The sequence below is a fragment of the Streptomyces sp. f51 genome (genome assembly GCF_037940415.1).
Lineage (GTDB): Bacteria > Actinomycetota > Actinomycetes > Streptomycetales > Streptomycetaceae > Streptomyces.
The window spans coordinates 4,634,989-4,657,990 of sequence record NZ_CP149798.1 but is presented as its reverse complement, the minus strand read 5'-3'; the positions used below and the strand labels follow the sequence as shown (position 1 = coordinate 4,657,990).

The window sequence follows — 23,002 nt, the reverse complement described above, 5'->3', positions numbered from 1 at the left end:
TCCTTGATGTCACTAGTGGGTGGCGGGTTGACCCCTTACTCCGGCGTACGTCACAACGGCCGCCTCGCGTCGGCCGCGGGGCGTGTGGGGGCCCGTCACGTACGGGGGCTGTCGTGGCGTCCGCGGAACCTGCGGCGTTCGCCCGCCGTGGGCGAGGGAGCGTCCGCGAGCCGCACCACGGGGTCGTCGGGGCCCTCGCGCCCGGCGACCACGGGCTTCGCGGCCCGGACGGCCTTCGCCCGGTACTGGGCCGCGTCCGCCAGCCGGAACAGCCGGCGCGCGGACCGTACGGGGCCGATCGGGTCGCCGGTCGAGGCGACCCCGCACGCCACCCCTTCCCCCAGCTCCAACTCGGCCGCGCGGCAGCAGAGTTCACCGGCGATACGGACCACGTCGTCCGCGGGCGGGCCCACCGCGAGCAGACAGAACTCGTCGCCGCCCAGCCGCGCCGCGAGGGTGCCGGGGAGCATGGCCCCGCAGAGCGAGAGCACCGACCCGAACCGCTCCAGGAGCCGGTCGCCGACGGCGTGACCGAGGGTGTCGTTGACGCGCTTGAGTCCGTTGAGGTCGCAGACGACGAGACTGACCACGGCGTCGTCCCGCCGGTGCCGTTCGACGGCCTCGTCCAGCCGTACGTCCACGGCGCGGCGGTTGGCGAGTCCGGTCAGGGAGTCGGTGTACGCGAGGCGCCTGGCCTCCTCCAGACGCTCGGTCTGGGCGATCCCGGCGGCGACGACGGAGGCGAGGACGGTCGCGAAGTCGGCGTCCTGCGGGCCGAAGACGGGCGCTCCGGCCGGGCGCGCGACATAGAGCTCGCCCCACGCCCGTCCGTGCAGCACGACGGGCGCGACGACGCAGCAGCCGCGGCCCCGCCTGCGCAGGGCGGCCACGCGCTGGTGGCAGTACCCGGCGGGCCCGGCCGCCGGGCCGTCGGCGGTCTCCACCCAGGCGTTGGGCTCGCCGCCGCCCGCCCAGCGCTCGTGCAGGAACTCGGCGATCTCCGGGAACTGGTGCACCGGATAGGCCTCCCCTTCGGGGAACTCCTCCTCGCCCGGGGCGCGGTCGCCCACGTTGGCGAGCACCCGCAGCCGGCCGAGTTCGCGCTCCCACACGGAGAGCGCGGCGAAGCTCCCGGCCAGCGCGTGACACGCGCCGAGCGCCGCGGCCCGCCACGACTCCCGCGGGGTGTGCGCCGCCGCCATCCCCTGCGCCAGCGTCACCACGGCCCTCAGCCGACTGTCCTCGCCCATCATCCCAGGCTAGGTATATTTGCCCGCATTTGGGACATCGGCGGGGCGAACAGGGGTACGGGCCCGGGTCCCGCGCGCTACTCCCCCGGCCACTCCGGCTTGCGCTTCTCGTTGAACGCGGCGACGCCTTCCGCCCGGTCGCCGGAGAAGGCGACGGACCGCCAGGCCGCGTCCTCGACCTCGAGACCGGCCCGCAGGTCGAGCCCGTGGCCGAGTCGCAGGGCACGCTTGGCGGCGCGCAGCCCGACCGGGGAGTTCGCGGCGATACGGGCGGCGAGGGCGAGCGCCTCGGCCCGGTCCCGTCCGGCCTCCACCAGCTCGTCCACCAGACCCAACTCCCGCGCCTCGGCGGCCTCCAGACGGCGTGCCGAGAAGATGAGCTCGGCCGCGCGCGCGGCGCCCACCCGGCGCGGCAGCAGCTGCGTGCCGCCGCCTCCGGGGATCACGCCGACGGACACCTCGGGCAGTCCGACGACCGCCGAACGGTCGGCGACGATCAGGTCGCAGGACAGTGCCAGCTCGAACCCGCCGCCCAGCGCGAAGCCGTGCACGGCGGCGACGGTCGGCATCGGCAGCTCCAGGACACCGGTGTAGGCGGCCCGCGCGAGGGGCCGCTGACGTACCAGTTCGGCGTCGGTGAAGGAGTTGCGCTCCTTCAGGTCGGCGCCGACGCAGAAGGCGCGCTCGTGGGTGGAGGTCAGCACGACGACGCGTACGTCCCGGTCGGCGGCGAGGGCCTCGCAGGCGCCGGCGATCGAGCGTGCCATGTCCGTGGACACGGCGTTCATCGCCTTGGGTCGGTCGAGGACGAGCTCGGCGACGTGCCCGTGCCGCCGCACGGCCACGAACTCCCCGAACCTCCGCTCGTCCGACTCCGCCGGCCGGTCCGCCTCTTGCTCCGCCATGACACCCTCCCGGTTAACGCGGGTTAACAGTCGATGAACCGATCATCGCAGCCCGGGCCGTCCGGCGAAAGCCGTGCCCTCGGGCCGTACCTCCTCGTTCGAGTGACATGTCAGCCAACTTCGTTTCCGCGCTCGCACACCGTGCATAACCTGCGCACCGCCGCAGCGCATCAGGGACACCGGCTCACCGGGGAGGGACGACCATGACGAACCGCGAGACACCGCAGGCAGCGGACACCCGGCCGGGCCGGCGAACCGCACTCACGCGACCGCCGGCCCAGAGGACGGCCTCCGAGCCGGCGGAGGGCCCCGCGCCGGTGGACGACGGCTGGATCCGCGTCACACCGCTCAACCGGGCGATGCCCGCCCCGGCACGGCGCGGAGCCCCCGGGCCGGACGCCCAGGACGCGCCCACCGTGAGGACACCCACCGCCGGAATGGGCGCGACGCTCGCGGACGCCAGGAAGCGGGCGGACGCCGCCCTCGCGAGGACCGGGACCGCACCGGACAGGGCCGCGAAGTCCTGGGCCCCCGCGAGCGCGTCCGCGGCGACCACGCGGGAGACGGCGGCGGAGACCCCGCCGCCCGGGACGACCCACGAGCCGGGAGCCGCGCCGGCCGTGGCCCGGCCCCGAGAGACCGGAGCCGCGCCGGGTGCCCGCTCCGCGGAGACCGGTGCACGTGAGGGCTCGGTCGCGGGAGCCGGGGCGGGGGCACCCGCCGCGGTAGCGGCTCAGCCGCGAGAGGCCGGGTCCGGGGCGCGCGGGATCGCGGGAGACGCCCAGGGGGCGGAGGCGGGCGCCACCGCGGGCGCGGCTCAGCCCCAGGAAGGCGGCGCGGAGGCCGGGTCCGGGGCGCCCCAGGTCACGGCCGAGGCCCGAGGGACGGAGTCCGTCCCGGCGGACGCCGGCGAGGCGGAGACCGTGGTCCCGCCGCACACCGCCGAGACCACGGGGAACGCCCGCGAGAGTGAGGCCCGAACCGAGAACCCCGAGGCCGTCGTCACGGCGGGAACCCACCGGGCGGAGGCCGATGCGCCGGCGTCGGGCACCGGGACCAAGGCACTCGGGACCACGGGCCCCCGGGGTGCGCAGACCGGGCCGAGGACACCCACAACCGTCGTTACGGCCGGAACCCGCAGGGCAGAGACCGGTACGCCGGCCTCCGGCACCGGGACCAAGGCGCTCGGGGCCACGGGCCCCCGGGGTGCGCAGACCGGGCCGGGGACACCCACAACCGTCGTCGCGGCCGGAACCCGCCGGGCAGAGGCCGATACGCCGGCCTCCGGCACCGGGACCAAGGCGCTCCTCGGGGCCACGGGCCTCCGGGGTGCGGAGACCGGGCCGAGGACACCCGAGGTTCCGGCCGGTGCGGGCGTTCGGGAGGCGGCGGGAACGGCGGACGGCCGCCTGCGAGGGATCGTTCCGGCAGCGCGGGCGGGCGGCGGGCGCGGGAGCGCGTACGCGCCCGCCGGCGACGAGACGGCGCCGGTCCCGCTCCGTACCGTCCGGGGCCGGCACCGCAAGCCCCGCAGGCGCCGGGTGCTCTTCGCCGCAGGAGGACTCGCGCTCGCCGCGGGGGTGCTGACCCTCGCCCGGATGACACCGGACGCGGTGACCGGGGGCACGGCCGGCGGGAACGCGGAGGCCGACCCCGTCGCGACGGCCACCGACCACGACACGGCGGGCGACGCCGTCCCCACCGTCGCGGCGATGCCCTCGCCCACGGGAGCCGGAGCCGCGCCGGCGAGCCCCGCGATGGGCGGGACGAGCCCGGCACCGACCTCGGACACCGACCGGCGGACCCCGGCGCCCGGCCCGACCCCGGCGGCAGCGATCCCCACGGCGCGCGGCGGGGGCCCCGCCACGGCGGCACCGGGCGTCACCGGCATCCCCACGGCTCCCGTGACGACGCCCCCGGCCGCCCGGCCGACACCGGCGGCCACCACCCCGACCACCGAACCGCCCCGGCACACCCCGCCCCCGGCCCCGGCCACCTCCGCGCCGTCCCACCAGGCGCCGGGCGTGTGCGTACCGATCGTGGGGATCTGCGTGAACGGACTGCTCTCCCCCGGTCAGAACGAGCAGTGACCGGGAGGCGCTACGCGTCGTCGGTGCGGCGGGCCAGCAGCCACGGCTCGATGACACCGAGCCCGCGCACGGGCCGCTGCCACATCGGCTGGAGCGCGAAGCGGTACGAGGGGGGCTCCTCGCCCTCCTTCTCCGCGGCGGCCGCGGCCTCGGCGGCCTCCGCCTCGGAGGCGGGCGCGTCACCGGTGCGGGTCAGTTCCTCGGCCAGGGCGCCGTCGACGAGCACGGCGTCGCGCGGCGCTATCGACGTGAGCCGGCTCGCCAGGTTCACGGTCGTACCGAACACGTCGCCCATCCGGGTGGTGACCGTGCCGAAGGCGATGCCGACGCGCAGCTCGGGCATCGTCTCGTCGTTGGCCATCGTCTCGATGAGCCGCAGCGCGATCTCGGCGGCGACGCCGGCGTCGTCGGCGGAGTAGAGGACCTCGTCGCCGAGGGTCTTGATGAGCCGGCCGCCGTGGGCCGCCACCAGGTCCGCCGCGGTGGTCTCGAAGGCCTCGACGAGTTCGCCGAGCTCCTCCTCCTCCATGCGGCGGGTCAGCCGGGTGAAGCCGACCAGGTCGGCGAAGCCGACGGCGAGCCGGCGGTCGACCATCTCCTCGTCGTCGGCCGCCTGCACGACCCGGCCGGTGGCCGCGGCGAGCTGACGGCGCCAGACGTAGACGAGGAACTCCTCCAGTTCGGGCAGGAGCAGTTCGATCAGGGGGTAGGTCACCTCGGTGCGGGTCATCCCCGGCTCCGGGGGCTCGGTCAGACCCTCCAGGAAGGAATCGATCTGCCATTCGGCCAGACGGGCGGTGGTCTGCCCGGTGGACCGGGCGACCTGCACGGCCATGGCCTCGCTCAGCAGGCCCGCCTCGACGAGACCGGCGAGGCGGCGCAGGGCGAGCACGTCCGCCTCGGTCAGCGCCTTGGCCTGGCCGATGTCCGCGAAGCCCATCGCCCGCCAGAAGCGGGAGGCCAGCTCCATGGACACCCCCGCGCTGCGGGCGGCCTGGAACGGGGTGTAGCGCCGCTCGGCGCCGAGGATCAGCCCCTCCAGGCGCAGCGCGAGCGGGTCCTCGCCGGAGTCCGGCTCGGCCTCGGAGTCGACCCGGCCGTTCGCCTCGTGCCGCGCGTCGGGCCGGACGTCCGTCCGTGTGCCGCCCGCGGCGGTGCCGTGGTCGTCCTTGACGACGTCGCCGCCCGCGTCCGGGCGGTGGTCCCTGCGGTCCTGCGGGCGGGTGCCGGTCCCGGGACGGGCGTCCTGCCGGGCCTCACCGTCCGCGGCGGCCCGTGCGGCTGTCGCGTCCGTGACCGGCCCGGCGGTACGGCCGGGCTCGCCGCCGGGGGCGGGATGGGCACCCGTGCCGGAGCCGGTGTCGTCGACGGTCACTCCTGCTGCCCTTCCGATCTGCCGTGGTCAGGTTCGACCGCGCTCAACTCTACGGCAGGTGTGCGCTGGCTCACTCCCGATGGCGGGACCGGGGCCAGGGACGGTGCCGAAGGACTGGACCACTCGTGGTCGTACGCCGTCACACCCCTCACCGGACCACGCCCGCGCCCCGCCCGCCGCACGAAACCAGGCCCTCCCCCGCCCGCCGCGCCGGACCACACCCTTCACGCCCCCGGCGGCGACCCACCGCAGCCGCTCCCGGAGACTCCGGAGGAGGGTTCGACCGGCTGGGGGACGACTCCCCAGGGCACCGCCCGGCACGCCCGGGAAGCCCGGCCGGCTCACGCGGGCCACGGGCCGGCAGGGCCCACGCCCCGCGCGGGTCGGCAGGGCGCCGGGGACGGTCCACACAGACCATCAGGCCGACGGTGCCGACTGCTCACACGGCCGGCAGGGTGCCGGGGCCGACTGATTCACGCGGGCCGGCAGGGTGCCGGGGCCGACTGTTCACGCGGGACGGCTCACGCGGGCCTGAGGTGCACCACGTCTCCGGCGCCCACGGGCTCCCGCACGCCGTCCTCGGTCGCGATGACCAGGCGTCCGTCCCCGTCCAGGGCCACCGCCTCCCCGACGACCGACCGGCCCCCGGGCAGCTCGGCCCGTACCGTGCGCCCGAGCGTCGCGCAGCCGGCCGCGTACGTCTCCTGGAGGCCGGAGGCGACCGGGTCGCCGCCCGCGTCGCGCCAGCGCCCGTACCACTCCTCGAGCGAGCGCAGCACGGCCCGCAGCACGGTGTCGCGGTCCGTGGTCGTCGCGCCCGCGAGCGCCAGCGATCCGGCGCCGGGGACGGGCAGTTCGTCGGCGCGCAGCGAGACGTTCACGCCGATGCCGACCACGACCGCGTCGGAGCCCGCGCGCTCGGCGAGGATGCCGCCGGCCTTGCGCTCCTCGCCGTCCACGGTGACCAGCAGGTCGTTGGGCCACTTGAGCGCGGTGTCGACGCCCGCGGAGCGCGAGAGGGCCGTGGCGACGGCGACGCCGGTGAGCAGCGGCAGCCAGCCCCAGCGTTCGACGGGCACTCCGGCGGGCTTCAGCACGACGGAGAAGAAGAGGCCGGAGCGGGCGGGCGCCGTCCAGCGGCGGTCGAGGCGGCCGCGCCCGGCGTTCTGCTCCTCGGCGACGAGGACCGCGCCCTCGTCGGCGCCCTTCTCCCCGGTCACGACGGCGGCCAGATCGGTGTTGGTCGACCCGGTGCGGTCCACCACCTCCACGTCGCTCCACAGCCCGCCGTCGCGGACGAGCGCCCTGCGCAGGGCGGCCCCGTTGAGCGGCGGGCGGTCCAGATCGGACCACCGGTTGTCGTTCGCGTCTGCTGCATCTCGCGGCGTCATGCAACCCAGCCTAGGTGTGGTAAACGCCGCACTGCCGATCGGTAGGCACGCCACTACGCTACGGATGAGTAGCAAGCCCCCCTTCTGAGCGTCCCGTTTCAGAGCATCTCGTTCCCGAGCACCGCGTTTTCCGAGCAGTCACCCTCACGTCCCCTTAGATCAGGCAGGGAGCCGCATCCCGATGTCCGAGCCGGAAGAGCTGCACCACCCCGACATCCACACCACCGCGGGCAAGCTCGCGGATCTTCAGCGCCGTATCCAGGAAGCGACGCACGCCGGCTCGGAGCGCGCCGTCGAAAAGCAGCACGCCAAGGGCAAGTTGACGGCTCGTGAGCGCATCGACCTGCTGATGGACGACGACTCCTTCGTCGAGTTCGACGAGTTCGCGCGGCACCGGTCGACCGACTTCGGCCTGGAGAAGAACCGCCCGTACGGCGACGGTGTGGTGACCGGCTACGGCACGGTCGACGGCCGTCCGGTCGCCGTGTTCTCCCAGGACTTCACCGTGTTCGGCGGTGCTCTCGGCGAGGTCTACGGCCAGAAGATCATGAAGGTGATGGACTTCGCGCTGAAGACCGGCTGCCCGGTCATCGGCATCAACGACTCGGGCGGCGCCCGGATCCAGGAGGGCGTGAGCGCTCTCGGCATGTACGGCGAGATCTTCCGCCGCAACACGCACGCGTCGGGTGTCATCCCGCAGATCAGCCTGGTCGTCGGTCCGTGCGCGGGCGGTGCGGTGTACTCCCCGGCCATCACCGACTTCACGGTGATGGTCGATCAGACCTCGCACATGTTCATCACGGGTCCCGACGTCATCAAGACGGTGACGGGCGAGGACGTCGGCTTCGAGGAGCTGGGCGGCGCCCGGACGCACAACGCCGTGTCGGGCGTGGCCCATCACATGGCGGGCGACGAGAAGGACGCCATCGAGTACGTCAAGCAGCTGCTGTCGTACCTGCCGTCCAACAACCTCAGCGAGCCCCCGGTGTTCGCGGAGGAGGCGGACCTCGCGCTCACGGACGAGGACCGCGAGCTGGACACGATCGTGCCGGACAGCGCGAACCAGCCGTACGACATGCACACGGTGATCGAACACGTCCTGGACGACGCCGAGTTCTTCGAGACGCAGCCGCTGTTCGCGCCGAACATCCTGACCGGCTTCGGCCGGGTCGAGGGCCACCCGGTCGGCATCGTCGCCAACCAGCCGATGCAGTTCGCCGGTTGCCTCGACATCGACGCGAGCGAGAAGGCCGCGCGCTTCGTGCGGACCTGCGACGCGTTCAACGTGCCCGTCCTGACCTTCGTGGACGTGCCCGGCTTCCTCCCGGGCGTCGACCAGGAGCACACCGGCATCATCCGGCGCGGCGCCAAGCTGATCTACGCGTACGCCGAGGCGACCGTCCCGCTGATCACGGTCATCACCCGCAAGGCGTTCGGCGGCGCGTACGACGTCATGGGCTCCAAGCACCTGGGCGCCGACCTCAATCTCGCCTGGCCCACCGCGCAGATCGCGGTCATGGGCGCGCAGGGCGCGGTGAACATCCTGCACCGCCGCACCATCGCGGCGGCCGAGGACCAGGACGCCACCAGGGCCCGGCTGATCCAGGAGTACGAGGACACGCTGCTGAACCCGTACACGGCGGCCGAGCGCGGCTACATCGACGGTGTGATCATGCCGTCGCAGACCCGCTCCCACGTCGTGCGCGGCCTGCGTCAGCTGCGGACGAAGCGGGCGTCACTGCCTCCGAAGAAGCACGGCAACATCCCGCTCTAGAACCCCGCAGACCCCGGATCCTGGGAGCAGACATGACGATCAAGGTCGTACGGGGCAATCCGACCCCGGAGGAGCTGGCCGCCGCACTGGCGGTGGTCCGCGCGCGCGCCGCGGCGGTGGCGTCCGCCCCGTCCGGCGCGTCCGGGCCGCGTGACTCCTGGTCCGACCCGGCCCGTATCGCCGCGCGCCGGCTCCCGCGGCCGGGCCCGGCGACGTGGGGCCGCACCTACTGGCCGGGCTAGTCCCGCCGGCAGGACGTGGGCGCCGCCGATCCCCCGTGGACCCCGTCCCCGGGGGATCCCGGCTTTCCCCGACCACCGCACCGCCGGTCCTGCCGCGGTGCGGTTTTCACAGGATGCCCGCAAGTTGAGTACGCGTACTCAGGCGTCCGGCGGCCCCGCCGTCGCACGATCGGGAGCATGCTGTGGTCCGACCCCGAGAACGAACCCCCGGATGAGCTGCGCGACATGCAGGACATGTTGCGGCGGCTGGGTGTTCTCCTCGCGGTGGCCATGGTGGTCGCGATGGTCCTGCTCGGCGTCCACTGAGCGGACCCGGCGCCGGGGCGGGAGCGCGGCCGCCCGCGCCCCGCGAACGGCAGCCGAGGCAGGGGCCGAACGGCGCCGATACCCTGATCACATGACCGATCAGCCGCGCCGCCGTCTCGTCCTCGCCTCCCAGTCCCCCGCCCGCCTCAATCTGCTGCGGCAGGCCGGACTCGCCCCCGAGGTGATCGTGAGCGGGTTCGACGAGGACGCCGTCACCGCGCCCACGCCCGCCGAACTCGCCCTCGCGCTGGCCGAGGCGAAGGCATCCGTCGTGGCGGCCAGGCCCGAGGTACAGGGCGCGCTGGTGATCGGCTGCGACTCCGTGCTCGACCTGGACGGCCAGGCCCTCGGCAAGCCCGCGGACGCCGAGGAGGCCACCGCGCGCTGGCGGGCGATGCGCGGCCGGGCGGGCACGCTCCAGACCGGGCACTGCGTCTGGGACACGGAGCAGAAGCGGTGGGAGTCCGCGATCGCCTCGACCGTGGTCCGCTTCGGCGAGCCGACCGACGCGGAGATCGCCGCGTACGTCGCCACGGGTGAACCCCTGCACGTGGCGGGGGCGTTCACCCTGGACGGCCGGTCCGCCCCGTTCATCGAGGGCATCGACGGCGACCACGGCAACGTGATCGGCATCTCCCTGCCGCTCGTCCGCAGGCTGCTCGCCGAACTGGGCGTCGGCATCACGGAGTTGTGGACGCCCCGGGAAGCCTGAGGTCCACGGCGGGAGCGGTCGGACCGCCGTCAGGAGACGGCGGCGGCCGCGACCGCGGCCTCCTCTTCGACGGCGCCCGTCGCCTCGGCCCCCTCGGCCTCGGCGCCGCTCGCCCCGACGCCCTTCGGACCGGAGTCCTTCTCCAGGCCGACACGCCCCGCCGCGGCGCCGTCCTCGCCGGGGACCGCGCCCCGGGTGCCGGCGGCCTCGCCGGGAACGGTGCCCTCCTCGGCGGTGTCGCCCTCGCCGTCACCCGTCCCGCCGGTCTCCGGCGCGGCGTCGACGGGGCCCGTCTCCCGGCCGTCGTACGCCAGGAGGGTGAACACGGTCAACGCGAACCCGACCATCATGAAGGTGAAAGCTCGCCAGCCCACCAGGCCCACAGTGAAGGCGCCGAGCAGGGCGTGCACCACGGCGGCGCTGATCAGCAGGACACGCCCGAACAGACCCGGGGGACGCTGCCTGAGCGCGACCAGCAGGGCCGCGACGGCACATGCCAGGAAGTAGAGACCGAAGACCAGGCCGCCGATCTTCGACGACCGCGCCATCAGGTCGGAGTCGAGTCCCGCCATCGACATGTCCTGGCGGTCGACCACCATGCCCAGGTACCAGTTGAGGAGAGCGATCCCCATCGCCTCCACGAAGAGCACGATCGCCGCCACCCACACCAGCGGTCTGCGCACCACCGGCCCCACCCACTTCCGCGCTGTTACCCCAAGTACGTTCTGGACATCCCGAACGCTACTAACGGGTAAACCCAGGGACAAGGGTTCCGTCAAGGGCAAAGAATCATTGGGCCATTCGTAGGGACTCGACAAAGAATCGTTGTGGGCCGCAGCACGGAGTCACAGAGACCTTGGCCACACAGGAGGGCTAGGGTTCAGGGAGGGATTCCCGCGTGCCTTGGCACGACAAGGGATTTCACGGGTAGGGCGAGCCTCGTATCACGCTCCGTGTGGGCAAGCTCACCACTGGGGACAGCTCGAAACGTCGTGTTGGCTGTCCCTAAACTCGGCTTGTTTTCAAGGAGGGAGCCATCGTGCGCAAGGTGCTCATCGCCAACCGTGGCGAAATCGCTGTCCGCGTGGCCCGAGCATGTCGGGATGCCGGGATCGCGAGCGTTGCCGTGTATGCGGAACCGGACCGGGACGCTCTGCATGTCCGTGCAGCGGACGAGGCGTTCGCGCTGGGCGGTGACACTCCGGCCTCCAGTTACCTGGACTTCGGCAAGGTGCTCCAGGCCGCCAAGGACTCGGGCGCGGATGCCATCCATCCGGGTTACGGCTTCCTTTCGGAGAACGCGGACTTCGCCCAGGCCGTTCTCGACGCCGGGCTGATCTGGATCGGCCCGCCGCCGCAGGCGATCCGCGACCTCGGTGACAAGGTCGCCGCCCGGCACATCGCGCAGCGCGCGGGCGCGCCGCTGGTGGCCGGCACCCCGGACCCGGTCTCGGGTGCCGACGAGGTCGTCGCGTTCGCCGAGCAGCACGGCCTGCCCATCGCGATCAAGGCCGCCTTCGGTGGCGGCGGGCGCGGTCTGAAGGTCGCCCGGAACCTGGAAGAGGTGCCGGAGCTGTACGACTCGGCGGTGCGCGAGGCGGTCGCGGCCTTCGGTCGCGGCGAGTGCTTCGTGGAGCGCTACCTCGACAAGCCCCGGCACGTCGAGACCCAGTGCCTGGCCGACAGCCACGGCAACGTGGTCGTCGTCTCCACCCGTGACTGCTCGCTCCAGCGCCGGCACCAGAAGCTGGTCGAGGAGGCCCCCGCCCCGTTCCTCTCCGAGGCGCAGGTGGCGGAGCTGTACGCGTCCTCCAAGGCGATCCTGAAGGAGGCTGGCTACGTCGGCGCGGGAACCGTGGAGTTCCTGGTCGGCATGGACGGCACGATCTCCTTCCTGGAGGTCAACACCCGTCTCCAGGTCGAGCACCCGGTCACCGAGGAGGTCGCCGGCATCGACCTGGTCCGCGAGATGTTCCGTATCGCCGACGGCGAGGAACTGGGCTACGGCGACCCCGAACTGCGCGGCCACTCCATCGAGTTCCGCATCAACGGCGAGGACCCGGGCCGCAACTTCCTGCCCGCCCCCGGCACGGTCACGGCCTTCTCGGCGCCGACCGGCCCCGGTGTCCGTCTGGACGCGGGCGTCGAGTCCGGCAGCGTCATCGGCCCTGCCTGGGACTCCCTGCTCGCCAAGCTGATCGTCACCGGCGCCACCCGCGAGCAGGCCCTCCAGCGGGCCGCCCGCGCCCTGGCCGAGTTCCAGGTCGAGGGCATGGCGACCGCGATCCCCTTCCACCGCGCGGTGGTCGAGGACCCGGCGTTCGCCCCCGAGCTGACCGGCTCCGCCGACCCGTTCACGGTCCACACCCGCTGGATCGAGACCGAGTTCGTCAACGAGATCAAGCCGTTCGCCGCCCCGGCCGACGCCGAGACCGACGACGAGCCCGGCCGTGAGACGGTGGTCGTCGAGGTCGGCGGCAAGCGCCTCGAGGTCTCGCTGCCCGTCTCGCTGGGCATGTCGCTGGCCCGTACGGGTCTGGCCGCGGGCGCCAAGCCCAAGCGCCGCGCCGCGAAGAAGTCCGGCCCGGTCGCCTCGGGCGACACCCTCGCCTCCCCGATGCAGGGCACCATCGTCAAGGTGGCCGTCGAGGAGGGCCAGGAGGTCAAGGAGGGCGATCTGATCGTCGTCCTGGAGGCCATGAAGATGGAACAGCCCCTGAACGCGCACCGCTCCGGAACCGTCAAGGGTCTGAGCGCGGAGGTGGGCGCCTCCATCACCTCGGGCGCCCCCATCTGCGAGATCAAGGACTGAGCACGGGACGGGTGATCCATCCGTCCCACGGCGCGTCAACAGCGCCCGGCGAACCGCGTCCGCGGCCCGCCGGGCGCTTTCGTGTACGAGCCCGCCGGGCACTTTCGCGTACGGAGTGCGTCCCGGGCGGGACGGCGCCCGGTTCCCCGCCCGCGCAACCGCCCATGATGCTTCGAGCCGTCCGGCGCGGAGCCCGCGGGCGTCCGGCGAGGCGCCGCCGGTGGCATCCTGGAGCGCAGCCGGGCGGCGGGAGAGGGCAGGTGGAAGCCATGGCGGGCGCGACCGCGAAGGAGTGGGCCGGGACGTCGGAGCCCGCCCGGGGTCCGGGAGCGCCGCGCGTGATGCGCGCGGACGCCCGGCGCAACCACGGACGGCTGCTGGACGAGGCGCGCTCCGCGTTCGCCGAGCACGGCACGGACACGTCCCTGGAGGACGTGGCCCGGCGCGCGGGCGTCGGCATCGGCACGCTGTACCGGCACTTCCCGAATCGGCACGCCCTGATGAGCGCGGTCTTCGAAGAGGCCGTGAGCGATCTGCTGGCCCGCTCGCGCGAGTTGCTCGACGCGCCGGAGCCGTGCACCGCCCTGGTGCGGTGGCTGCGCGAGATCATCACGCACGCGGGTGAGTACCGGGGACTCGCCCGTGCCCTCATGTCGGCCTCGCGGGACGAGGGTTCCCACCTCGCCCGGTGCAGCGGCCCGATGCGTGAGGCGGGCAGCGCCCTGCTGCTCCGCGCCCAGGAGTCGGGGGCCGTGCGCCCCGACGTCTCGATCGGTGATCTCCTCCAGCTGACCAACGCGATCGCGCTGGCGGCGGAGGAAACCGCGGACGACCCCGCGCTGGCCGACCGCCTGCTGAACCTGACACTGCGCGGCCTGAAGCCGTGAACCGGCCTCCGGCCCGAACCGCAGGGCCCGGCCTGCGCCCGGGAGCTCGGACCGCCCCGCCCGCGGTGGTGTGCGACCGTGAACCGGCCTGGTTCACCGTGCCGGCCCGCGGGCCGGTCCGGTCGGCCGGCCGAAGGGTTCGGCCGTCCGCCTCACCGTCCCGACGCCTCTCAGCGACGTCGAAGATCGGCCACGCGCGCTCTTTCGGCCGGGGGCTGGTCCCCCATGACCGCCGCGCTGCGTAGTTGCGGTCCCGAGCCCGGGACCACCTGGCCGCGGCGCGGGCCCGGGAGGGGTACGTCCCGGCGCGGCTGGCGCCCCGCCGGGAGCGGATCACCTCCCGCGCCGCCCGAGGCCGATGACCCGGCCACCGCGATCTGCACGCCCTGATCGGCCAGGGCCTGGAGTTCGGTGGCCGCGCGGTCGTCGTGGGCGGGCGGCTCGTCCGTGACCAGACGGGTGATGAGGTCGGTGGGCACCGTCTGGAACATGGTGTCCGTCCCGAGCTTGGTGTGGTCGGCGAGGACCACGACCTCGGCGGCCGCCTGGACGAGGGCGCGGTCCACGGAAGCCGAGAGCATGTTGGACGTGGAGAGTCCGCGCTCGGCGGTCAGACCGCTCCCGGAGAGGAACGCCCGGGACACGCGCAGCCCTTGCAGGGACTGCTCCGCACCCGAGCCGACCAGGGCGTAGTTGGAACCGCGCAGGGTGCCGCCGGTCATCACGACCTCCACGCGGTTGGCATGGGCCAACGCCTGGGCCACCAGCAGGGAGTTGGTGACGACGGTCAGACCGGGCACCCGCGCGAGCCGGCGGGCCAGCTCCTGCGTGGTGGTACCCGCCCCCACCACGATGGCCTCGCCCTCTTCGACGAGACCCGCGGCGAGATCGGCGATGGCCGTCTTCTCGGCGGTCGCGAGATGCGATTTCTGCGGGAAGCCGGACTCGCGCGTGAACCCGCCCGGCAGTACCGCACCGCCGTGCCGGCGGTCGAGGAGTCCTTCTGCCTCCAGCGCGCGCACGTCCCGCCGTACGGTCACTTCGGAGGTCTGGACGACGCGGGCGAGCTCACGGAGCGACACGGCCCCGTTCGCTCGCACCATTTCGAGGATCAATTGGCGACGTTCTGCAGCGAACACGAAACTGACAGTAACCCCAACGACCGTCTGCTTTCAGCAGTTTGCGCCGAATAACAGAAGTTGTTCGCATGGTGGGGTGCTCAGTGGTATACGTGCCCACTCGCACCGCCCCTGCCGTGTTCGGCGTCACCAACTCCCCCTGACCGGCGGGGAGTCGCCGGAAGGGGTCAGCCCTCGCCCGTGATCTTCCGTGTGTGCAGCTGCCGGGCCACCTCGGCGATCGAGCCGGACAGGGACGGGTACACGGTGAACGCGTTCGCGATCTGTTCGACCGTCAGATTGTTGTCGACCGCGATCGAGATGGGGTGGATCAGCTCCGAGGCGCGCGGGGAGACGACCACGCCGCCGACCACGATGCCGGTGCCGGGACGGCAGAAGATCTTGACGAAGCCGTCGCGGATGCCCTGCATCTTGGCGCGCGGGTTGCGCAGCAGCGGCAGCTTCACGACCCGGGCGTCGATCTTGCCCCCGTCGACGTCCGCCTGGCTGTAGCCGACGGTGGCGATCTCGGGGTCGGTGAAGACGTTCGAGGAGACCGTCTTCAGGTTCAGCGGGGCCACGGCGTCGCCGAGGAAGTGGTACATGGCGATGCGGCCCTGCATGGCGGCGACGGACGCGAGGGCGAAGACGCCGGTCACGTCACCGGCCGCGTACACGCCCGGGGCGGTCGTGCGCGAGACCTTGTCGGTCCAGATGTGCCCGGAGTCGCGGACCTTGACGCCGGCCTCCTCCAGGCCCATCCCGCTGCTGTTCGGGATGGCGCCGACGGCCATCAGGCAGTGCGTGCCGCTGATGACCCGGCCGTCGGAGAGCGTGACCTCGACGCGGTCGCCGACGCGCTTGGCCGACTCGGCGCGGGAGCGGGCCATGACGTTCATCCCGCGGCGGCGGAAGACGTCCTCCAGGACGGCGGCGGCGTCCGGGTCCTCGCCCGGCAGCACGCGGTCACGGCTGGAGACGAGGGTGACGCGGGAGCCCAACGCCTGGTAGGCACCGGCGAACTCGGCGCCGGTGACACCGGAGCCGACCACGATGAGCTCCTCGGGGAGCTCGTCGAGGTCGTAGACCTGGGTCCAGTTCAGGATGCGCTCGCCGTCGGGCTGCGCGTCGGGCAGCTCGCGCGGGTGTCCGCCGGTGGCGATGAGCACGGCGTCGGCGGTGAGGGTCTCCTCCGTGCCGTCCGCGGCGCTCACGACGACCTTGCGGGAGCCGTCCAGGGACTGCATGCCCTCGAGCCGTCCGCGTCCGCGCAGGACGCGGGCGCCGGCGCGGGTCACCGAGGCCGTGATGTCGTGCGACTGGGCGAGCGCGAGGCGCTTCACCCGGCGGTTGACCTTGCCGAGGTCGACGCCCACCACCCTGGCCGCCTGCTCCAGCGGAGGGGTGTCGTCGGCGACGATGATCCCCAGCTCCTCGTAGGAGGAGTCGAACGTCGTCATCACCTCGGCCGTGGCGATGAGAGTCTTCGACGGCACGCAGTCGGTGAGCACCGACGCCCCGCCCAGACCGTCGCAGTCGACGACGGTCACCTCCGCGCCGAGCTGCGCGGCCACCAGGGCCGCTTCATATCCGCCGGGTCCGCCACCGATGATCACGATCCGAGTCACGTACTCCATTGTCCCGCACGCTTCAAGGTGCTTCCGCCCAGGGGCCCCGGGACGGGTGCATCCGAGCCACTTTGTTACGCGAGAGGCGTGCGGGCCGCTGCCGTACCCTCGACCCCATGTCGCTCTACGCCGCGTACGCCGGCAATCTCGACCCGCGGCTCATGACGCGCCGCGCCCCGCATTCGCCGCTGCGCGCCACGGGCTGGCTGAACGGCTGGCGGCTGACCTTCGGCGGCGAGCACATGGGCTGGGAGGGGGCGCTCGCGACCATCGTCGAGGCGCCGCGGTCCCAGGTCTTCGTGGCGCTGTACGACATCGCGCCGCTGGACGAGGACTCCATGGACCGCTGGGAGGGCGTCGGCCTCGACGTCTACCGCCGGATGCGTGTACGGGTGCACACCCTGGAGGGTGAGGAGCCGGCGTGGGTCTACGTACTGAACGGGTACGAGGGGGGACTGCCCTCGGCGCGTTATCTGGGCGAGCTGGCGGATGCCGCCGAGTCGGCGGGAGCACCCCACGACTACGTCATGGAGCTCCGCAAACGCCCCTGCTGAGCCGCGCCCACGCCGCCGCGCCCCGGCGGTTCTCCCCACTCGCCCGCCCGGTCCCGCTCCGTCGCGAGGGCGCCCTGTCGACGCCCTCGCCCCGCACCCGTTCGTCGGAAACGACAAGACAACGATCGCAAGACCGTGAGCTCCGTCATCTACGCGCGTAGGCCCAGACCGGCTACGCTCTTGCGCGTGAACGCATCTCTTCTTCCGGACGACATCCAGGGCGACCCCCACGCCGCCGCCGACGCCGCCGCCACGCGCCTGCGCGAGCTCACCGGCGCCGAGACCCACGACGTCGCTCTCGTGATGGGCTCCGGCTGGGCCCCCGCCGTGGACGCCCTCGGCACCCCCGAGGCCGAGTTCCCGGTCACCGAGCTGCCCGGCTTCCCGCCGCCGGCGGTCGAGGGCCACGGCGGCACGATCCGCTCGTACCGCATCGGCGACAAGCGCGCCCTGGTCTTCCTCGGCCGCACCCACTACTACGAGGGCCGTGGTGTCGCCGCCGTCGCGCACGGGGTCCGTACCGCCGTCGCCGCCGGCTGCAAGACCATCGTGCTCACCAACGGCTGCGGCGGTCTGCGCGAGGGCATGCGCCCCGGTCAGCCCGTGCTGATCAGCGACCACATCAACCTGACGGCCACCTCGCCGATCGTCGGCGCGAACTTCGTGGACCTCACCGACCTGTACTCGCCGCGGCTGCGCGCGCTGTGCAAGGAGGTCGACCCCTCCCTGGAGGAGGGTGTCTACGCCCAGTTCCCCGGCCCGCACTACGAGACGCCCGCCGAGATCCGGATGGCCCGTGTCATCGGCGCCGACCTCGTGGGCATGTCGACGACCCTCGAAGCCATCGCCGCGCGCGAGGCGGGCGCCGAGGTGCTCGGCATCTCCCTGGTCACCAACCTCGCCGCCGGTATGACGGGCGAGCCCCTCAATCACGAGGAAGTCCTCCAGGCCGGCCGCGACTCGGCCGCGCGCATGGGGGAACTTCTGACCCAGGTGCTGGATCGTCTGTAGGCGACGGCGAGTCCGCCCCCGGCGCCGGGGGCGCGACGACCCGGGCACACGGAACCGTACGACCGAAGAGAGAGGTGCACCCCAGGTGCAGGACGAACTCATCGCGCGGGCCAAGGCGTGGCTGGCCGAGGACCCCGACGCGGAGACCCGTGACGAACTCGCCAAGCTCGTCGAGGCCGAGGACGTCACGGAGCTGACCGCCCGTTTCAGCGGCACGCTCCAGTTCGGCACCGCGGGTCTGCGCGGTGAGCTCGGCGCGGGGCCGATGCGGATGAACCGATCCGTGGTCATCCGCGCCGCGGCCGGACTCGCCGCGTACCTCAAGTCCAAGGGGCAGACCGGCGGCCTCGTGGTGATCGGCTACGACGCCCGCCACAAGTCCGCCGACTTCGCCCGCGACACGGCGGCCGTGATGACGGGCGCCGGCCTGCGCGCCGCCGTCCTGCCCCGGCCGCTGCCCACCCCCGTCCTCGCCTACGCCATACGGCATCTCGGCGCGGTCGCGGGCGTGGAGGTCACCGCGAGCCACAACCCGCCCCGGGACAACGGCTACAAGGTGTACCTCGGCGACGGTTCGCAGATCGTCCCGCCGGCCGACGCGGAGATCGCCGCCGAGATCGACGCGGTCCGCGCGCTCGCCGACGTACCCCGCCCGGACTCCGGCTGGGAGACCCTCGACGAGAGCGTCCTGGACGCCTACCTGGCCCGTACGGACGCCGTCCTCGCCGAGGGCTCGCCGCGCACCGCCCGCACGGTGTACACGGCCATGCACGGCGTCGGCAAGGACGTGCTGCTCGCCGCCTTCGCGCGGGCCGGCTTCCCCGAGCCGGTGCTCGTCGCCGAGCAGGCCGAGCCCGACCCGGACTTCCCGACCGTGGCCTTCCCCAACCCGGAGGAGCCCGGGGCGATGGACCTCGCCTTCGCGACGGCCCGCGCGGCGGAACCCGACCTGATCATCGCCAACGACCCGGACGCCGACCGGTGCGCCGTGGCCGTGAGGGCCGGCGCCGACTGGCGCATGCTGCGCGGCGACGAGGTCGGCGCGCTGCTCGCCGAGCACCTGGTGCGACGCGGCGCGCGGGGCGTCTTCGCCGAGTCGATCGTCTCCTCCTCGCTGCTCGGCCGGATCGCCGAGGGCGCGGGTCTGCCGTACGAGGAGACGCTCACCGGCTTCAAGTGGATCGCCCGCGTCGAGGGACTGCGGTTCGGGTACGAGGAGGCGCTCGGCTACTGCGTCGACCCCGACGGCGTACGCGACAAGGACGGCATCACCGCCGCCCTCCTGATCACCGAGCTGGCCTCGGAGCTCAAGGAGCGGGGCCGGACCCTGCTGGATCTCCTCGACGACATCGCCGTCGCCTACGGACTGCACGCCACCGACCAGCTCTCGGTGCGGGTGGAGGACCTCTCGGTCATCGCGGACGCCATGCGCCGGCTGCGCGAGCAGCCGCCCACGGAGCTCGCGGGCCTCGCCATCACGAAGGCCGAGGACCTGACCCGGGGGACGGACCGCCTGCCGCCCACGGACGGCCTGCGCTACACGCTGGACGGTGCCCGGGTCATCGTCCGCCCGAGCGGCACCGAGCCCAAGCTGAAGTGCTACCTGGAGGTCGTGGTGCCCGTCGGCGGCCACGACGCCCTCCCGGCGGCCCACGCCGAGGCGGCCGGGCTGCTGACGGCGATCAAGCGGGACCTGTCGGCCGCGGCCGGCATCTGACCGCGGCTCTTCGAGTCCGCTCCAGGGCCCCGGTGGGAAGCGGCCGCGCGCCGCCTCCCACCGGGGCCCTGGCATGAACACCCACCCTTCTTACGGGTGATTTCCGCACGGCAGTTGACGCAGCGCTCCCGTGCGCCACCGGACGACCGAGGAACGGTTACCGGCAGCGCACCATCGAGTCCCAGGAGCCGCCGCGTGCCCTCGACCGATTCCCGGCCGACGTCCGCCCCTCCCCGCAGCGCCCCGGGCGGGAGCGTTCCGGGTGTCCCGGCCGCCCGGCGCGCGCCCGGCGCGGCCGGTCTCCTCGCCGTGGTCCGCGCCCGTCTGCGGCACGCGGCCCCCGCCCTCCTCGCCTACGCGGCCGTCCGCCTCACCGGGCTGCTCACGCTCACCGTCTGGGCCCACCGCAGACATCACGGCGTCTGGCCGGTCCTGGCGTCGCAGTGGGACGCGGTCTGGTACCTCGGCATCGCCGACCACGGCTACGCCCGTCACCTGGGCACCGCCTTCGACGCGAACAGCCTGGCCTTCTTCCCGCTCTACCCGGTCCTGGTGAAGGCGGTCGCCGCCCTGACCCCCGGCTCGCGCGCCTCGACCGGGCTGGCGATCGCCGTCGTGTGCTCGTTCCTCGCCGCGTGGGGCGTGCACGCGGTGGGCAGCCATCTGCACGGCCGCCGCGTGGGCGTCCTGCTGACCGTGCTGTGGGCGGCCCTGCCGGTCGGCCTGGTCCAGTGGATGGGCTACACGGAGTCGCTGTTCACGGCGTTCGCCGCGTGGGCGCTGTACGCGGTCCTCACCGGCCGGCTGCTGTGGGCCGCCTCGCTGGCCTCGCTCGCCGGGCTGACCCGGCCCACCGGTGTCGCGGTGGCCGCCGCGGTCGCCGTGACGGCCCTGCTGTCGCTGCGCCGGGGCTTCACCGTCCGCGCCCTGGCGGCGGCCGTCCTGGCACCGGCGGGCTGGCTCGCGTACGTCGGCTGGGTGGGCCTCAGGCTGGGCCGCTGGGACGGCTACTTCGCCGTGCAGCGGCTGTGGCACAACGAGTGGGACGGCGGCGCGGAGACCGTGCGCCGGCTGCGGGAGGTCCTGGCGCAGAACTCGTCGCCGGAACTGTTCCTGATCATGGTGACCGTGACCCTGCTGGCGTCGGTGGCGCTGTACGCGCTCTCGGCCTGGGACCGCCAGCCGCTGCCCCTGCTCGTGTTCACCGGGGTCCTGCTGCTGATCGTCCTCGGCAGCGGCGGCGTCTACTTCCCCCGGGCCCGCTTCCTGCTGCCCGGCTTCCCGCTGCTGCTCCCGGTCGCCCTCCACCTGACCCGGGCCTCGCCCCGCTTCCGGGCCCTGTTCCTCACCGCCGCGGTACTGGGATCGGCCTACTGCGGGGCGTACATGGTCCTGGTGTGGCCGAGCGCGCCCTAGGGACCCCTCCGCGGCCTCTCCGGCCCCCCGAAGGGGCTCACCAGTCCGGGAGCCCCACCACGGCGGCCAGCAGCGCCGTCAGCCACGCCAGGACGAACGGCACGGCAAGCGGCCACAGCGGCCGCCCCCGCTCCTTCTCCTCGCTGTCGCCCGTGGGGCGCAGGGCGCGGTCGCCGAGCATGGCGGTCACCTCGGCGGCCAGGGCGTCGTACGGGTGGGGCACGCCGCGCCGGCGCTGGAGCCAGGCCCAGCGGGGCGCGGAGACCGTCCAGGCCCCGCCGTGGCTCCAGCGCAGCTTCAACTCCAGGGCCTCCCGGCGGGCCGAGCGGAGGTCGTCCCACGGGACGTGGGTGGTCCCGCGCAGGCCGTTCAGCCAGAGCCCGGTCCGGTCGGCGGTGATCCGCCAGCGCAGCTTCACGGGGACACGGAACGCGGCGTACAGGCCGGTGAGGGCGGCGACGGTTCCCTGCCAGAGGCCGGAGACCCCGTCGCTGATCGCCCAGTACATCGAAGCGCCGGACACGACCACCAGGAGCCCGGCCAGCCTGTCCACCGGGCCCGCGCGCCAGCGGCGCACCGGCACGGTCGTCATCAGGCGGGCTGCCGCCACCAGGCCGAGGTGCTGTTCGTCCTCCGCCGCCCTGCGGGCCGCCGCCCGCTTCGCCTGTTTGAGCCGTCGCCGCACGGTGCTCTCCGGCACCGGGCGTACGGGCCCGGACGAGCGTTCCGTCACGAGCGGCCCGCCGGGCTCGGCCGCGGCGCTGACGAGCACGACCTCGGCGCCGTCGTACGGGGCCCCGTACAGGACGGCCTCCCGCAGCGGTCCCGGCTCGTCGTCGTGGAGCGGGTTCGTCTCCGCCGGTCCTGCGATGTCCGCCACGTCCGCCACGAGGTCCACCGTGCCGTCCGCCACGTCGTCGGCGTCGTAGTCCCCCTTGTGGTCCGGAGGGACCACGCCGACGGTGAACAACGGTCGCAGGCCCGCCACGTCGTCCGCGGCGAAGACCCTCGCGTCGCCGTGCCGGGTCGCGCGGGTCAGGACGCGCAGGACGGGCGCGGGCGCGGAACCCAGCGCGGCGGCCCGCCGTCCGCCCAGCAATCCGGAGATCAGCGCGGTGACGCCGAGCCCGGCCACGAAGCAGCCGCAGCCGACCACCACCCGGCGGCCGTCCGATGAGCCCCACAGGCCGGCGGTCGCGGCCAGCGGGACGCCCGCGAGAATCAGGAAGGTCCCGAGCCCGGAGAGGAACCGGCCGCGCCCGACCGGCCCGCCCGCGTCCGGCAGGGGTGCCGTCACACCTGCGGCGGCGGCCAGTGCCGCGTCCCGCTGCCGGGTGCGGGCCCGCAGCCGCAGGCCGGAGACCGCCAGGGCGGTCGCGCTCAGCAGGAGCGCGCCGGCGATCACGGGGAGGACCGGCGCGGGGTGCACGGCCAGGACCGTCAGGGCCAGGGCCGGCGCCGACACCCATACGATCTCGGGCCGCAGCGGCACCCATACGAGATGGAGCCCGGCCGCGGCCGCGAGGTACGGCGGCAGTCCGGCCGAGACCAGTCCCACCGCGGCCAGCACGCCCGTGAGCAGCGCCAGCTTCAGGTTCCGCAGCCCGAGCCGTTGCACGGACGTCCAGCCGGGTGGCAGCACCCGCGTCCAGCGTTGGGTCTGCTCCGTGCTCCAGGGCAGGCAGCCGTCGGGTATCGCGGTGGCGGGCAGGGTCCGCCGGACCTCGGTGTTCATCGTTTCCCAGGGACTCAGGCCGGGGGGCGGTCGTACGGAAGGCCCTCGGCTTCGTCTCCGGGTGGGGGAACGGTGGTCG

Annotated in this window: 18 protein-coding genes and 1 pseudogene; 11 read left to right on the top strand and 8 right to left on the bottom strand. The window is 73.8% G+C overall.

Annotated features, from left to right (window positions below; genetic code table 11):
• Positions 1-95: 95 nt before the first annotated feature.
• Together WJM95_RS20405 and WJM95_RS20400 are read right to left on the bottom strand one after the other, a co-directional pair.
• Positions 96-1,250 carry a diguanylate cyclase gene (locus tag WJM95_RS20405; RefSeq protein ID WP_339131124.1) on the bottom strand — a complete coding sequence of 385 codons (1,155 nt, stop codon included), beginning with the start codon at positions 1,248-1,250 and terminating at the stop codon, positions 96-98.
• 77 nt (positions 1,251-1,327) lie between these two features.
• Positions 1,328-2,155: an enoyl-CoA hydratase-related protein gene (locus tag WJM95_RS20400; protein ID WP_339131123.1), complete on the bottom strand. Its 828-nt coding sequence runs from the start codon at positions 2,153-2,155 to the stop codon at positions 1,328-1,330.
• A gap of 203 nt (positions 2,156-2,358) precedes the next feature.
• Here WJM95_RS20400 and WJM95_RS20395 point away from each other — a divergent pair, with 203 nt between their 5' ends.
• Positions 2,359-4,245, top strand: a complete 1,887-nt coding sequence (locus WJM95_RS20395) for a hypothetical protein (protein ID WP_339131122.1) — start codon at positions 2,359-2,361, stop codon at positions 4,243-4,245.
• A gap of 10 nt (positions 4,246-4,255) precedes the next feature.
• On the opposite strand, the gene WJM95_RS20390 is transcribed toward WJM95_RS20395, so the two are convergent.
• Together WJM95_RS20390 and WJM95_RS20385 are read right to left on the bottom strand one after the other, a co-directional pair.
• On the bottom strand, positions 4,256-5,620 hold the full coding sequence (locus WJM95_RS20390; RefSeq protein WP_339131121.1) for an adenylate/guanylate cyclase domain-containing protein: 1,365 nt from the start codon (positions 5,618-5,620) through the stop codon (positions 4,256-4,258).
• Positions 5,621-6,141: 521 nt separating this feature from the next.
• Positions 6,142-7,011 (bottom strand): biotin--[acetyl-CoA-carboxylase] ligase, encoded by an 870-nt coding sequence (locus WJM95_RS20385; RefSeq protein ID WP_339131120.1) that lies wholly within the window; start codon positions 7,009-7,011, stop codon positions 6,142-6,144.
• A 181-nt stretch (positions 7,012-7,192) separates the two neighbouring features.
• Between WJM95_RS20385 and WJM95_RS20380 the strand changes: the two genes are divergently transcribed.
• The 4 genes from WJM95_RS20380 to WJM95_RS20365 all read left to right on the top strand — a co-directional run bounded on the left by WJM95_RS20380 (position 7,193) and on the right by WJM95_RS20365 (position 10,045).
• On the top strand, positions 7,193-8,785 hold the full coding sequence (locus WJM95_RS20380) for an acyl-CoA carboxylase subunit beta (RefSeq protein ID WP_339131119.1): 1,593 nt from the start codon (positions 7,193-7,195) through the stop codon (positions 8,783-8,785).
• A gap of 32 nt (positions 8,786-8,817) precedes the next feature.
• Complete coding sequence (locus WJM95_RS20375) at positions 8,818-9,027, top strand: acyl-CoA carboxylase epsilon subunit (RefSeq protein ID WP_339131118.1); 210 nt, start codon at positions 8,818-8,820, stop codon at positions 9,025-9,027.
• 177 nt (positions 9,028-9,204) lie between these two features.
• Positions 9,205-9,333: a hypothetical protein gene (locus WJM95_RS20370; protein ID WP_339131117.1), complete on the top strand. Its 129-nt coding sequence runs from the start codon at positions 9,205-9,207 to the stop codon at positions 9,331-9,333.
• A gap of 91 nt (positions 9,334-9,424) precedes the next feature.
• Complete coding sequence (locus tag WJM95_RS20365; RefSeq protein ID WP_339131116.1) at positions 9,425-10,045, top strand: nucleoside triphosphate pyrophosphatase; 621 nt, start codon at positions 9,425-9,427, stop codon at positions 10,043-10,045.
• A gap of 269 nt (positions 10,046-10,314) precedes the next feature.
• On the opposite strand, the pseudogene WJM95_RS20360 reads toward WJM95_RS20365, so the two are convergent.
• Positions 10,315-10,731: pseudogene (locus WJM95_RS20360) on the bottom strand (hypothetical protein); the annotation flags it as partial.
• 353 nt (positions 10,732-11,084) lie between these two features.
• Between WJM95_RS20360 and WJM95_RS20355 the strand changes: the two are divergent.
• Together WJM95_RS20355 and WJM95_RS20350 are read left to right on the top strand one after the other, a co-directional pair.
• On the top strand, positions 11,085-12,857 hold the full coding sequence (locus tag WJM95_RS20355; protein WP_339131115.1) for a biotin carboxylase N-terminal domain-containing protein: 1,773 nt from the start codon (positions 11,085-11,087) through the stop codon (positions 12,855-12,857).
• Positions 12,858-13,126: 269 nt separating this feature from the next.
• The gene (locus WJM95_RS20350) at positions 13,127-13,744 is read left to right on the top strand and encodes a helix-turn-helix domain-containing protein (protein WP_339131114.1); all 618 of its coding nucleotides are present in this window, start codon (positions 13,127-13,129) and stop codon (positions 13,742-13,744) included.
• 170 nt (positions 13,745-13,914) lie between these two features.
• On the opposite strand, the gene WJM95_RS20345 is transcribed toward WJM95_RS20350, so the two are convergent.
• Positions 13,915-14,883: a DeoR/GlpR family DNA-binding transcription regulator gene (locus WJM95_RS20345; protein ID WP_339131113.1), complete on the bottom strand. Its 969-nt coding sequence runs from the start codon at positions 14,881-14,883 to the stop codon at positions 13,915-13,917.
• A 167-nt stretch (positions 14,884-15,050) separates the two neighbouring features.
• Positions 15,051-16,499 carry an NAD(P)H-quinone dehydrogenase gene (locus tag WJM95_RS20340; RefSeq protein ID WP_339131112.1) on the bottom strand — a complete coding sequence of 483 codons (1,449 nt, stop codon included), beginning with the start codon at positions 16,497-16,499 and terminating at the stop codon, positions 15,051-15,053.
• A 107-nt stretch (positions 16,500-16,606) separates the two neighbouring features.
• Between WJM95_RS20340 and WJM95_RS20335 the strand changes: the two genes are divergently transcribed.
• The 4 genes from WJM95_RS20335 to WJM95_RS20320 all read left to right on the top strand — a co-directional run bounded on the left by WJM95_RS20335 (position 16,607) and on the right by WJM95_RS20320 (position 21,188).
• Entirely contained in the window at positions 16,607-17,044 is a 438-nt protein-coding gene (locus tag WJM95_RS20335; protein ID WP_266762095.1) for a gamma-glutamylcyclotransferase, read from the top strand.
• A gap of 186 nt (positions 17,045-17,230) precedes the next feature.
• Positions 17,231-18,055 carry a purine-nucleoside phosphorylase gene (locus WJM95_RS20330; RefSeq protein WP_339131111.1) on the top strand — a complete coding sequence of 275 codons (825 nt, stop codon included), beginning with the start codon at positions 17,231-17,233 and terminating at the stop codon, positions 18,053-18,055.
• A gap of 85 nt (positions 18,056-18,140) precedes the next feature.
• Positions 18,141-19,772: a phospho-sugar mutase gene (locus tag WJM95_RS20325; protein WP_339131110.1), complete on the top strand. Its 1,632-nt coding sequence runs from the start codon at positions 18,141-18,143 to the stop codon at positions 19,770-19,772.
• 309 nt (positions 19,773-20,081) lie between these two features.
• Positions 20,082-21,188 (top strand): hypothetical protein, encoded by a 1,107-nt coding sequence (locus tag WJM95_RS20320; RefSeq protein WP_339135713.1) that lies wholly within the window; start codon positions 20,082-20,084, stop codon positions 21,186-21,188.
• A 37-nt stretch (positions 21,189-21,225) separates the two neighbouring features.
• On the opposite strand, the gene WJM95_RS20315 is transcribed toward WJM95_RS20320, so the two are convergent.
• Positions 21,226-22,923 (bottom strand): hypothetical protein, encoded by a 1,698-nt coding sequence (locus WJM95_RS20315; RefSeq protein ID WP_339131109.1) that lies wholly within the window; start codon positions 22,921-22,923, stop codon positions 21,226-21,228.
• Between the last annotated feature and the right edge of the window lie 79 nt (positions 22,924-23,002).

Coding starts and splice junctions, on each gene's coding strand:
- WJM95_RS20405 (WP_339131124.1), bottom strand. CDS start 1,250: ATGGGCGAGGACAGTCGGCTGAGGGCCGTGGTGACGCTGGCGCAGGGG.
- WJM95_RS20400 (WP_339131123.1), bottom strand. CDS start 2,155: ATGGCGGAGCAAGAGGCGGACCGGCCGGCGGAGTCGGACGAGCGGAGG.
- WJM95_RS20395 (WP_339131122.1), top strand. CDS start 2,359: ATGACGAACCGCGAGACACCGCAGGCAGCGGACACCCGGCCGGGCCGG.
- WJM95_RS20385 (WP_339131120.1), bottom strand. CDS start 7,011: ATGACGCCGCGAGATGCAGCAGACGCGAACGACAACCGGTGGTCCGAT.
- WJM95_RS20380 (WP_339131119.1), top strand. CDS start 7,193: ATGTCCGAGCCGGAAGAGCTGCACCACCCCGACATCCACACCACCGCG.
- WJM95_RS20375 (WP_339131118.1), top strand. CDS start 8,818: ATGACGATCAAGGTCGTACGGGGCAATCCGACCCCGGAGGAGCTGGCC.
- WJM95_RS20370 (WP_339131117.1), top strand. CDS start 9,205: ATGCTGTGGTCCGACCCCGAGAACGAACCCCCGGATGAGCTGCGCGAC.
- WJM95_RS20365 (WP_339131116.1), top strand. CDS start 9,425: ATGACCGATCAGCCGCGCCGCCGTCTCGTCCTCGCCTCCCAGTCCCCC.
- WJM95_RS20350 (WP_339131114.1), top strand. CDS start 13,127: ATGGCGGGCGCGACCGCGAAGGAGTGGGCCGGGACGTCGGAGCCCGCC.
- WJM95_RS20340 (WP_339131112.1), bottom strand. CDS start 16,499: ATGGAGTACGTGACTCGGATCGTGATCATCGGTGGCGGACCCGGCGGA.
- WJM95_RS20335 (WP_266762095.1), top strand. CDS start 16,607: ATGTCGCTCTACGCCGCGTACGCCGGCAATCTCGACCCGCGGCTCATG.
- WJM95_RS20315 (WP_339131109.1), bottom strand. CDS start 22,923: ATGAACACCGAGGTCCGGCGGACCCTGCCCGCCACCGCGATACCCGAC.